The following is a 12,014-nucleotide window of genomic DNA, read 5'->3' on the forward strand; positions in this document are numbered from 1 at the left end:
GCAGAAAACTCCTCACACGAACCTCTACGAGGGAGGGAAGGAGATGAGAAAGGAACGTAACGCAAGCATGCGCCCGACGTCCGAAACTTTCGAACGGGTGGGGACGTGACTGCGGCATCCGCGCTGGGGACGACCGCGCGCGAACGGCCCGGCCTGGGCCACCGCGTACGACACGGCGGGTTCCGCGACCGCCGCCCACGCCGAGGTGCGGTGCCGTGCGCGGACCCCCGAACCCGCCGGCCTCGCCCCGACGGGCGTCCCGGTCCCCCTCGACCGCGGGGCGGCGGCCGGGATGCGGGTCAGGGGCACTTCCCGCTCGCGGGCCGCCCGCGGGGCGGCCCGCTTCGCGAGGGAGGGCAGCGCGGGGTCGTCGTCACCCGGCCGGTTCCTGCGGCACGGCACAGCAGAACGCCCACGCCGAGGCGTGGGCGAAGGGGAACTCCGCAGCACGACAGCTGACGCGGACGCGGCACGGCCGCGCACCGCGGCACCACCGGAACGATCGCGCTGCGGGCCGGGGCCGTGCGGACGGCGCCCGCCGGTACCGGCCAGCCCGCTCTTCTCATGCCGCGGCAGGAGGAGGGGGTGATCCGGTGGCGCGACGGTGCTCGGTGTGGGTGCGCCGGGCTTCTTCGAGCTGGTTCTCGAGGATGACGATGCGGCAGGCGGCCTCGACGGGGGTGCCGTGGTCGACGAGTTCCCGGGCGCGGGCCGCGATGCGCAGCTGATGGCGGGAGTAGCGTCGGTGACCGCCCTTGGAGCGGAGTGGGGTGATCAGGCGGGCTTCGCCGATGGCACGCAGGAAGCCCGGGGTGGTGCCGAGCATCTCGGCGGCCCGGCCCATGGTGTAGGCGGGGTAGTCGTCGTCGTCGAGACGACCGTACGAGTCGTCTGCTGTCACTTGCACCTCTCTCGGAACACGTGGAGGGGCCCTGGTGCCATTGGCGCCAGGGCCCCGAAGGAACTGCTACACCATCTGCCGGCCCCAGTGCTGCGCCGGCCTTCTGTGTCCGCGGACCCGGCCGAGATGCTGCCGGGGGTGCGGGGATCGCGGTTGCTCGACCGGAGACCACCTCACTGTCGATGTCCTGCGGTACCCGGGCTCGGACATCCGCCCGGGCGATCCTGATGGCGCTGAAGTCCTCCGTTCTTCCCTCTGGACCCATCACTTGCCGAACGGGTACTGCGTACTGCTCGTCCTGCGCACCACCGGTGGCCTCACGAAGCGCCACCCCTCGGCGGCCGGCCCGTCGCCCGTCCTGCGCCTGCTCCGGCTCGGAACCTCGCCGCCGAATCACCCGGTGCGCGCGCCCGCAGCCGACGCCTTCACCGGGGTACCGCTCACTGACTTCGCTGCTGGGTACCGCGTACTGCACTTGCGGGTACTGCCACCGCGTTGACCGCGATCCCGCCCATGGCGGCCCCTGATCACCGCGGGCCACCCGGTGCGGCCGTCAGCCCCGTCACCGTCCTGCCACCGCTCTGGCTCCGGAACTCCACCACCGCACCGTCCTGCGTACTGCGACTGCGGGTACTGCTGCCCGGCAGTTCGTCTCTGCCGGGCCCTGCTGGATCTCGACTACGAGAGAAACCATAACCACGCCACCACTCAATGTCTACTCCGGCGAGCACAGATTTCCGCGCGCTCGCACGTGAGGTAAGCCGCTTCGACCGATCCCTCGACGGTCTGAGCGGCCCCGAAGCCCAAGCCCGGCGCTCGGAGTGACCCACAGCCGCACGGCCCGTCGGACCTCCCTGGTGCCGCCGACTGCGCCGCGGCTGCCGTCGGCAGACCCCGACCACTCCCGGGCATGCGCGCTTTCGGCCGCATCCACCGCCGGGCCGGCCGGTGGCGGGCGTGGCCCGATGGCCGGGCGGCTCGCGGAAGCGGTGCACGCCGATGCCACGACTCGCGGGCCGGCGCTCCCGCTGCCGAGCCGGCGCCACAACGGGGATCCGTTTCCCCGACCCGCGGGTGGCATGCGCCCCGCACCGGGCGGCTCGGCTCGAGCCACGGCGACGCCTTCTCGGCCCCGGTCCGCAGCGTGCTTCGCGATCCGGCCGGAAGGGGCGGAGAAGGTACACCCCGCCCGTACCGTCGGATCCGGTACGAGCGGGGGCGGGACCGGATCCGGCGGGTGCGGGTCGGAGCGGCGTGAGCCTCGGGCTCCGAGGCGTCTCAGCCCGTGGTGGGGCCGGTCCAGTCCGTGGGGACGTGGCCGAGGCGGACCCGCTGCGGGTGGTCGCCGACGGGGATCGAGGCGACCTTCCCGCCGGTGGCGAAGTCGATCGCCGTCACCTGGTCGGCGCCGCTCTCGGACACCACGCAGTGCTTGCCGTCTCCGCTCACGGTGGCCCAGTACGGCTTGGAGGCGGTGACGAGCGGGCCCTCCTGAAGCGTCTCGCGGTTCACGACGGTGACGTAGTCGTCCATGGTCCCGGCGATGCAGAGCTTGTCGCCCCGGGGGCTCATGGACATGCCGTGGTGACGGGAGTCGTTGACGTAGGTGGTGCGTTCGTCGCTGGTGTCCGGGTTCTTCGGCAGCGTCTTCACCCGGGTGATCTCGTCCTTGCGCACGTCGTACTCGACGAAGCCGTTGAAGAAGGAGACCTGGAAGTACATCTTCGACTCGTCGGGCGTGAAGGCGACGGGGCGCAGCGCGTCGGACAGGTCCTTGCGGCCGAAGGCGTCGAGCCGCTCGCGCATGTCGATGATCTTCTTGACCTCGAAGGTCCTCGCGTCGGCGACGGTGATGCGGCGGTCGCCCTTGGTGAAGTCCTGCCAGGGCGCGTCCAAGTCGGTGTTGACCTCGCCGATGGCCATGTTCCAGAGGTACTTGCCGCCGTCGGTGTACACGTTCTCGTGCGGCTTGTCACCCGTCTTGAAGCTGCCCGCCTCCTTGCCCGTCGCCATGTCGAGGACGTGCACGGTGTTGGAGGTGGAGGAGGAGACGGCGACCTGGGTGCCGTCGGGGGAGACCGCCATGTGGTCGGAGCGGAAACCGGACACCGGGAAGCGCCAGTTGATCCTGCCGCTCCTCACGTCGATGGAGACCACGTCGGCGAAACTCGGCCGGGAGGCGACGACGGCCTTGCCGTCTTTTGTGGTGTACATGTCATCAACTAACTGGTCGTGACCCTCGCCCGGGCCGAGACGGATGCCCATGAAGAAGGCGAGCTTGATGGGATTGAGGTAGATCTCCCGCAGGCGCTCCTTCCTGTCGGGAATCATGTCGATCCGGCCGATTTTGGCGTAGTCGCCCCGGGAGTTGATGACGTCGGCGGTGCCCTCCCAGTTGTTGCCGACGAAGAACACCTCCTTGAGCCCCTCCGGGGCGGCTTCCCGCGCCTGCTTCGAGGGCTCGCTCGCGGCGGCCGGGCCGGGGACGGCGGGCAGCACGCCCGCGGCCAGCCCCGCGGCGACGAGGGCGGCCGTGCCGAAGGGGCGCCGACGGCGAGGACGACGGATGGCGGAACGCGTCATGGTGGACTCCAGAGGCAGGGGTGGGCGGCTCGCCGGCAGACAGGCCCGCATCTGTTACTGGAGGTAACGTAGCCAGGAGAGGGGGACTTGAACAGAGTCCGATCGCGCCTTCCCGACGGTTCACCACGGGCGGGCTCGCCGGAGCCGCCTTGCGCACGACGGACGGCCTCCGGGTGACGGTGCGGCACCCGTCTGGTCCGCCCGCGCCGTTCCCGCCGTCGACAGGAGACCAGCACCCGGACCCACCGCTTCCGCCCCCTCGACGGGGACACCCGCCTCGTCGGCGACGCCCCGCCCCGCGAACCCGGCTGCGCGGCCGTGGATGCGCGGCACCACGGCGACGACACCTGGCCCCTGCCCCTGTTGCCGACGGTGAGCCACGACAGGCCCCTCACCATCGACGGGCCGCCGACCTCGGGGACAGGGGGGACCGCTGCGCGGATCCTGGTGGGGAAGTACAGGATGGAGTGCCGGGCAACTGGCGTCTGTTCGATCCTGAGCGGTTGGTCCGCCACGTCGTCGTGGTCAGCCGGGGAGGTAGCAGCGAACGGTGGTGCCGTCGGGGCCGGTGTGGATGCGGACGAGGTCGGCGAGTTGGTGGACGAGCAGGAGTCCGCGGCCGCCGGGCTGCGTGGGATTCGGCCGGCGGCGGCCGGCCAGGGGGTCGGTCAGTTGTCCGCCGTCGTGGACCTCGCAGACGATCCGGTCGCCCTCGGCCCATATCCGCAGGATCCCCGAGCCGGCGCCGTGGACGACGCTGTTGGTGGTCAACTCCGCCACCGCGAGTTCCAGATCGCCCAGGCTCACCCCGGAAACGCCCAGGGACCGTGCCCGGGACACGGCGAAATCACGGACGTCGGGCAGGGTCCGGGCGGCGAAAGAGGAGGTCGCGGCGCCGAGCGGGGCGAGCAGGGGCTCGTTGTAGCGGGCGATGATCCGCTCGGGACCGTAGGCGGTGGATCGTGTCTCGCCCTCGGCGTCGATGACGACCGGGTGGGTCGCCAGGGCGTCGTTGAGGGCCCGCTCCTCCAACCGCGCGGCGTCGTAGGGGCACAGGATGGTTACCGCGCGCCCGGTGAAAGCCGCGTTGATCAGCGCCTCGTGCTGGACGCACGCCGGGTACTCGACGGCGGAACGCCCCTGCCAGATCGGCTCGCCGATGATGCGGACCCGGCGGGCGCCCGGCTGGGCGTCGGCGAACTCGAGCAGCACGCCGGGGATGATGCGGCCGGGGTTGCGGCCGGCCCGGGTCATGTCGATGAAGCGGACCTCCGCCGCCCGCTCGCCCAGCCCCTCGCGGATCAGCTCCAGGCGATCCGGCGGGGCGGCGACGGCCGCGGGCTCACCGGCGTCCAGCCCTTCCCGCAGGAAGGGAACCGTCCCCGCGATGTACTGGTCCGTGCCGCGGTAGAAGAGCGCCGGGTGGACGAACGGCTCGTGCGGGGTGGCTGTGCCCGTCACGCGGCCACCTCGATCTCGGCCATCCCGGGCCAGAAGAGCTCAAGGATGCGTGGCAGGTGCGCCGGAGGTCGGTACAGCACGATCCGCTGTCCCTCGGGGAGGCGCTGGGCGGCGACCGCCAGGTCCGTCGCCCCGGCCATGTCCACGAACCGCACCCGGGACAGATCCAGGTGCAGCACATCCGTACGATGTTCGGCCAGTTGTTTCAGCGCCTGCCGCCAAACGGTCCGTGTACTCATGCTGATCTCCCCGATCGCCCCCAGCCCGGAACTGTCAGGCAACGGATTGATCCGTAGTGTCGCGCCACATGGCGACGCGGCGGGGGGCCTGCCCGCGCCGAGTGGGACATCCACGTCATCCCCCAGCTCCCCGGGCTCGGCCACACGGCGGCCCCTGTCCATCGCCGTGCACGATACCCGGTCGGGCGCTGACGACGGCCGGTCCGGCCGGGGGAGGAATGCGGCCCGCGGTCCTCTCCCGTCCGACGGCCCGCGCCTCTCGCCCCGTGGGGGTCCCCGGTCGGGGAGCACGGGGGCCGGTCGGTCCGTTCGCCTTCGGCCGGTACGACCGGGCCGCCCTGCCGGGCGCAACCGGCGCCGGCCCCGACGGACGGCCGGTGGCAGGCCGTGCGGTCCACCCGTCGAACTCCTCCGCGGTGACGACCCGCGTCCGGGTCGAGGCCGAGGGCCGCTGTGACGACCGGCTGCGCCCGGGCGGCAGCCTGTCCGCTCTACGGCCCGACGACGACACCGTGGCTGCGTCCACAGCCGGCTGTGCGGCCGCACAGCGGCCAGGAACAGAAGAAGCGCAGGTCAGGCGCCCTTCGCGGCAGGCTCCAGAATCGCCACGCACTCCACATGGTGCGTCATCGGGAACAGGTCGAACGCCCGCAGGGTCCGCACCCGGTACCCCCCGTCACGGAAGTACGCGAGGTCGCGTGCCAGCGCGGCCGGGTCGCAGGCCACGTACGCGATCCTGCGCGCGCCCAGGGACGACAGGTGCTCCACCGTCTTGCGTCCCGCCCCCGCGCGCGGCGGGTCCAGGACGACGATGTCGACCTCGGTGATGCCCGTGCGGGGCAGGACGGAGTCGACCTTGCCCTGTTCGATGCGGACGCGGGGGAAGTCGGCGAGGTTGTGCCGGGCGTCCTCGACGGCGCGCTTGCCGGACTCGATGCCGAGGACCGCTCCCGCGTCGCCGACCCGGTCGGCGAGGGCGCCCGCGAAGAGGCCCGCGCCGCAGTACAGGTCGAGGGCCATGTCGCCCTTGCGGGGCAGCAGGCCCTGCATGACCGCGGTGACCAGGGTGTCCGCCGACTTCGGGTGGACCTGCCAGAAGCCGCCGTTCGCGACCCGGTGGGTGCGGCCGTCGGCCCGTTCGCGGACGAAGGGGCGGCCGTGGACGCGGTGGACCTGGCCGTTGCGTTCGTCGATGCGCAGGACGGAGACCGGGCGGTCGAGTTCGACCAGCGGGAGGCGGGCGCCCGGCTTCGGGGTCAGGACGACCTGGCGGTCCTGGGAACCGGTCGCGGCGATCGCCTCGACGGAGTCCATCCCGGTCCAGTCCCGCTTCTCGATGCCCAGCTCGCTGACGCCCTCGGCGGCGATCATGCAGTGGTCGATCGGCTCGACCTCGTGCGAGCGGTGCCGGCGCAGGCCCGCGCGGCCGTCGGCGGTCACCGCGTACTGCACGCGCGTGCGCCACGACGGGACCTGGCCGGCGGGGAGCTTGTCGCCCTCGGCGGGTACGACGGTGCCGTCCCAGCCGGCCTCCTCGGGCGTGAGGCCGGCGAGCCGCTGGAGCTGCTCGGCGACGACCTCGCCCTTGAGCCGGCGCTGCGCGCCGGGCTTGGCGTGCTGCCAGTCGCAGCCGCCGCAGCGGCCGGGCCCGGCGTAGGGGCAGGGGGCGTCGATGCGGTCCTTGGAGGCGTCGAGCACCGTCACCGCGTCCGCGCGCAGGAAGCGGGCGCCCTCCTCGCCCTCGGTCACCCGGGCGACGACCCGCTCGCCGGGCAGCGCGTGCCGGACGAACAGCACCTGGCCCTCGGACGTACGGGCGATGCAGTGGCCGCCGTGGGCGACGGGGCCGACCTCGACCTCGTACTCCTCCCCCACCAGCGATTTCCTCGGTTCTGCCTGCATGGCGGGGTGACTCCACAACTCGGGGGGCGAAAGGACGGGCGGTGGCCCGCGACAACAGCCGTCCAGTCTACGTGTGCGGGGAGGAGTCCTTCGACCGCTCCGCCGGACCGCGCCGCACCGAGCCCGGTGCCGCCCAGTTCGCCCGCTTGCGGGCGCGCCGCCTGGCCGCCTCGGACGACTGCAGCTGGTACGGCACCGAGGTCACCATCACGCCCGGGGTGAACAGCAGCCGGGCCTTCAGCCGCAGCGCGCTCTGGTTGTGCAGCAGCTGCTCGTACCAGTGGCCGACCACGTACTCGGGGATGATCACGGACACCACGTCGCGCGGGGACTCCTTGCGCAGGTTCTTGACGTACTCGATGACCGGCCGGGTGACCTCGCGGTACGGGGAGTCCAGCACCTTCAGGGGCACCTCGATGCCTCGCCGCTCCCATTCCGCGTGCAGGGCCCGGGTCTCCTCGGCGTCGACGTTGACGCTGAGCGCCTCGAGGCTGTCGGAGCGCATCAGCTTGGCGTAGGCGAGGGCGCGCAGCGCGGGGCGGTGGACCTTGGAGACCAGGACGACCGAGTGGACCCGGGAGGGGCGCACCATGTCGTCACCGGGGACCTCGGGGGCGGCGATCTCCTCGAGGACGCGGTCGTAGTGCCGGCGGATGGCCGTCATCAGGGCGTAGAAGAAGCCCATGCCGAGCAGGGCGACCCAGGCGCCGTGGGTGAACTTGGTGACGAGCACGACGACCAGGACCAGGCCGGTGAAGAAGGCGCCGAAGGTGTTGATCGCCCGGGAGCGGATCATGCCCCGGCGGGCGGCCTGCTGCTTCTCGGTGGCCAGCAGGCGGTTCCAGTGCCGGACCATGCCGATCTGGCTGAGCGTGAAGGACATGAACACGCCGACGATGTAGAGCTGGATCAGGCGCGTGGTGCTGGCACCGTAGGCCCACACCAGTACGCCGGCGCCGGCGGCGAGGAGCACGATCCCGTTGGAGAAGGCGAGCCGGTCGCCGCGGGTGTGCAGCTGGCGCGGGAGGTAGCGGTCCTGGGCGAGTATCGAGCCGAGGAGGGGAAAGCCGTTGTAGGCGGTGTTCGCGGCGAGGAACAGCACCAGCGCGGTGGCGGCGGCCAGGAGCAGGAACAGCGGACTGCCCTGGCCGAACACGGCCTCGGCGACCTGCGAGATCACCGGGTGCTGTACGTAGTCGGAGCCGAGCGGCACGCCGTCGTGGAAGAGGTCCCTGGCCGGGTTCTCGGCCATGCGGACGTCGGTCGCGGTGGCCAGCGCGATGATGCCGCAGAACATGGTGACGGCGAGCAGGCCCATCATCGCGAGCGTGGTGGCCGCGTTCTTGGACTTGGGCTTGCGGAAGGCCGGCACGCCGTTGGAGATCGCCTCGACGCCGGTGAGCGCGGCGCAGCCGGAGGCGAAGGCGCGCAGCAGGAGGAAGACCAGGGCGAAGCCCGCCAGGCCCGGGTGTTCGGGGCTGATCTCGTAGTCCGCGGTCGGTGCCCGCATCTCGTCGCCGAGCACCACCGAGCGGAACGCGCCCCACGCGATCATGGTGAAGACGCCGGCGACGAACACGTACGTCGGGATGGCGAAGAGGGTGCCCGACTCCCGCACGCCCCGCAGGTTCATCAGCGTCAGCAGCACGATCACACCGATCGCGCAGGCCACCTTGTGCTCGACGACGAACGGGACCGCGGAGCCCAGGTTCTCGACGCCGGCGGAGATCGACACGGCCACGGTGAGGACGTAGTCGACGAGCAGGGCGCTCGCGACGGTCCGGCCCGCCCGGGGACCGATGTTGGTCGTCACCACCTCGTAGTCGCCGCCGCCGCTGGGGTAGGCGCGGACGTTCTGCCGGTAGGAGGCCACCACGGTGAACATCAGGACGACGATCGCGACGGCGATCCAGGGGCTGAAGTGGTAGGCGGAGAGACCCGCGACGGAGAGGACGAGCAGCACCTCGCCGGGCGCGTACGCCACGGAGGACAGCGGGTCGGATGCGAAGACGGGGAGTGCGACGCGCTTGGGCAGAAGCGTTTCGCCCAAGCGGTCGCTGCGCAACGCGCGCCCGATGAGAATGCGTTTGGGCACGTCGGTCAGTTTGGACACAACAGTGGATCGTAGGCCTTCGGACAGGGGGCGGCCCCTCCGCCACCCGGATCCATACGGCTTCCCTACGGCACTGGCGTCACCGCCGCGGTGCGGGCGTACGGCCTCTGCCCTCCGGGTGAAATCCCGGGTGGCGGCGCTGCGGTTTCCGTGCTGCCCACCGGTTCCATGCCTATATGACTGGGCCGCCGTCCGTCACGGCCGGACCGCCTCCCGTCCGTCGTCCGGGGCGGCCGGCCCGGACGGGCGACCGCGTCCCGTCCGTTCGGACCAGCCGCCCCGTGGAGGTTCCCATGCACGCGCCCGCAGAACTGATCGGCGCCCTCGCCACGCTGCTCACCCTCGGGGCCCTGACCCTGGCGAGCGTGCGCAGCATCACCCGCCGCTGACCGCCTCCCCCCGGAGCGGACACGCCGGGCCCGGGCGTCCGGACGCGGCGGTCGGCCCCCGGAGGGGACCGGGGCCCCGCCGTCCCGGCATGATGTTGCCCGGCGGCCCGTACCCGGGCGCCACGGGTTGCCCGGCGAGCCGAAAGAGAGACATGAGCACGATGGTCATGAAGGCCGACGGGCCTGCAGGAAGCGCGGTGTGACGCGATGCATATTGTGATCATGGGGTGCGGGCGGGTGGGGTCCGCCCTGGCCCAGACCCTGGAGGGGCAGGGGCACACGGTCGCCGTCGTCGACCAGGACCCCACCTCCTTCCGCCGGCTGGGCTCCTCGTTCAACGGCCGCCGGGTCACCGGGGTCGGCTTCGACCAGGACACCCTGCGCGAGGCGGGCATCGAGGACGCGGGCGCCTTCGCCGCCGTCTCCAGCGGGGACAACTCCAACATCATCGCCGCCCGGGTGGCCCGCGAGATGTTCGGCGTCGAGAACGTCGCCGCCCGCATCTACGACCCCCGCCGCGCGGAGGTCTACCAGCGCCTGGGCATCCCCACCGTGGCGACGGTCCGCTGGACGGCCGACCAGATGCTGCGCAGGCTGCTCCCCTCGGGCGCCGAGCCGCTGTGGCGCGACCCGACCGGCGGTGTGCAGCTCGCCGAGGTGGACACCTCGCAGGCCTGGGTGGGGCACCGGATCAGCCGGCTGCAGGACCAGACCGGCGTCCGCGTGGCCTTCCTCACCCGGCTCGGCGAGGCGATCCTGCCCAGCTCCCAGACGGTGCTCCAGGAGGGGGACCTGGTGCACGTGATGATGCGCACGGACGAGATCGACCGGGTCGAGGCGGCGTTCGCCAAAGGACCCGAAGAGGAGGGGGGTCAGTGATGAGGATCGCCATCGCCGGAGCCGGCGCGGTGGGCCGTTCGATCGCGGGTGAGCTGCTGGAGAACGGGCACGAGATCCTGCTCATCGACAAGGCGCCGACCGCCATCTCGGTCGAGCGCGTTCCGCAGGCCGAGTGGCTGCTCGCCGACGCCTGCGAGATCACCTCCCTGGACGAGGCGGCGCTCCAGCGCTGCAACGTCGTCATCGCCGCGACCGGCGACGACAAGGTCAACCTGGTCGTCTCCCTGCTGGCCAAGACGGAGTACGGCGTCCCGCGCGTGGTGTCCCGGGTGAACAACCCCAAGAACGAGTGGCTGTTCAACGAGTCCTGGGGCGTGGACGTGGCCGTCTCCACCCCGCGCCTGATGTCGGCCCTCGTCGAGGAGGCGGTCAGCGTCGGCGACCTGGTCCGGCTGCTGCGCTTCAGCCACGGGGACGCCAACCTGGTCGAGCTGACCCTGCCCGAGGAGTCGGCACTGGCCGGCACCCAGGTCGGTGACGTCCAGTGGCCGCAGGACACCTCGCTGGTCACGATCATCCGGGGGACGCGCGTCCTCACCCCGACCCGGGAGGACTCCCTGGAGGCGGGCGACGAGCTGCTCTTCGTGGCCGCCCAGGCCCGCGAGGAGCAGCTGGAGGACCTCCTGTCGGTCCGCAGGACCGACACCGCGCGCTGACGCCGGACCGGTGCGCCGGCGCCGGGGCCGGCGGGGCCCCGTCGGCACCGGGGCCGGTGCTACGCATGAGGGGGCGCCCGGAGAGATCTCCGGGCGCCCCCTCATGTGCTCATGTGCGGGACACGGTGGCTCAGGGTCGCCGGTGCCGGCCCGTCGTCGTCGCCTCGCCGTCCTCCGCGTGCCGCGCCCCCTCCCGCTCGCGCGCGGCCTTGCGCTCCTCCTCGGCGCGCTCCTCCTCGGCGCGCTCCTCCGCCTCCATCTCCGCGAACACGTCGATCGGCGGCGGCGCCTTCGCCAGGAACACCCAGGTCAGGTACACCGCGAGCAGGAACGGCGGGATCTTCAGCGCGACCAGGACCCAGCCCAGCTGTGTCGTGTCCGCCCACCAGTACAGCGGGAAGAGGATCGCGCTCTTGCCGAGCAGGATCAGACCCCAGGCCCAACTGGCCTTGGTGTAGGCCTTCTTGCGGCCCGGGTTGCGGGTGCGCCAGGAGAGGTTCTCCCGGAAGATCGGGCCCAGCATCAGGCCGATCAGCGGGACCCCGGCCATCGCGGTGATGATGTACGCCAGGGCCAGGCCCGTGGTGTAGAGCATGCCCGGCAGGTAGAAGTCCTTGGCGTTGCCGGTCATCATCGCGAAGACCACGCCGAAGCCGACGCCGAAGACGCCGCTGAAGGCGTGCTTGACGGTGTCCTTCCTCGCCAGCCGGACCACGACCATCGCCAGCGACACGGCGAGGGCCGCGATCGCCGCCATGTGCAGGTTCTTGTTGATCGTGTAGATGCTGACGAACAGGAGACCGGGCAGCACCGTCTCGACCATGCCCCGCACCCCGCCGAACGCCTCGAACAGGGCGGCCTCGGTCACCG

9 protein-coding genes are annotated in these 12,014 nt (G+C 71.9%); 2 read left to right on the forward strand and 7 right to left on the reverse strand.

What is annotated here, in order from left to right:
• Positions 1-562 precede the first annotated feature (562 nt).
• From AOK18_RS07340 to AOK18_RS07365, 6 genes are all read right to left on the reverse strand, one after another.
• Positions 563-901, reverse strand: a complete 339-nt coding sequence (locus tag AOK18_RS07340) for a helix-turn-helix domain-containing protein (RefSeq protein ID WP_055573489.1) — start codon at positions 899-901, stop codon at positions 563-565.
• Between the two features lie 1,278 nt (positions 902-2,179).
• A complete protein-coding gene (locus AOK18_RS07345; protein WP_099048846.1) occupies positions 2,180-3,484 on the reverse strand; it encodes a YncE family protein in 1,305 nt (434 codons plus the stop codon).
• 525 nt (positions 3,485-4,009) lie between these two features.
• Positions 4,010-4,945, reverse strand: coding sequence for an anti-sigma factor RsbA family regulatory protein (locus tag AOK18_RS07350; RefSeq protein WP_055693794.1), 936 nt, complete (start codon positions 4,943-4,945; stop codon positions 4,010-4,012).
• Positions 4,942-5,184 carry an STAS domain-containing protein gene (locus AOK18_RS07355; protein ID WP_338119099.1) on the reverse strand — a complete coding sequence of 81 codons (243 nt, stop codon included), beginning with the start codon at positions 5,182-5,184 and terminating at the stop codon, positions 4,942-4,944. Before AOK18_RS07355 ends, AOK18_RS07350 begins: the two co-directional genes overlap by 4 nt.
• Positions 5,185-5,757: 573 nt before the next feature.
• A complete protein-coding gene (locus tag AOK18_RS07360; RefSeq protein ID WP_055693795.1) occupies positions 5,758-7,086 on the reverse strand; it encodes a class I SAM-dependent RNA methyltransferase in 1,329 nt (442 codons plus the stop codon).
• A 67-nt stretch (positions 7,087-7,153) separates the two neighbouring features.
• Complete coding sequence (locus AOK18_RS07365; protein WP_055693796.1) at positions 7,154-9,199, reverse strand: APC family permease; 2,046 nt, start codon at positions 9,197-9,199, stop codon at positions 7,154-7,156.
• 596 nt (positions 9,200-9,795) lie between these two features.
• On the opposite strand from AOK18_RS07365, the gene AOK18_RS07370 reads away from it, so the two are divergent.
• Both AOK18_RS07370 and AOK18_RS07375 read left to right on the forward strand, forming a co-directional pair.
• Positions 9,796-10,467, forward strand: a complete 672-nt coding sequence (locus AOK18_RS07370) for a potassium channel family protein (protein ID WP_055572266.1) — start codon at positions 9,796-9,798, stop codon at positions 10,465-10,467.
• The gene (locus AOK18_RS07375) at positions 10,467-11,144 is read left to right on the forward strand and encodes a potassium channel family protein (protein WP_055572267.1); all 678 of its coding nucleotides are present in this window, start codon (positions 10,467-10,469) and stop codon (positions 11,142-11,144) included. The genes AOK18_RS07370 and AOK18_RS07375 overlap by 1 nt, the downstream gene beginning before the upstream one ends.
• 130 nt (positions 11,145-11,274) lie before the next feature.
• Here the strand turns inward: AOK18_RS07375 and AOK18_RS07380 are convergent, their stop codons facing one another.
• Positions 11,275-12,012 (reverse strand): DUF3159 domain-containing protein, encoded by a 738-nt coding sequence (locus tag AOK18_RS07380; protein WP_240503095.1) that lies wholly within the window; start codon positions 12,010-12,012, stop codon positions 11,275-11,277.
• Positions 12,013-12,014 lie beyond the last annotated feature (2 nt).

Source organism: Streptomyces prasinopilosus, from assembly GCF_001419695.1.
Lineage (GTDB): Bacteria > Actinomycetota > Actinomycetes > Streptomycetales > Streptomycetaceae > Streptomyces > Streptomyces prasinopilosus.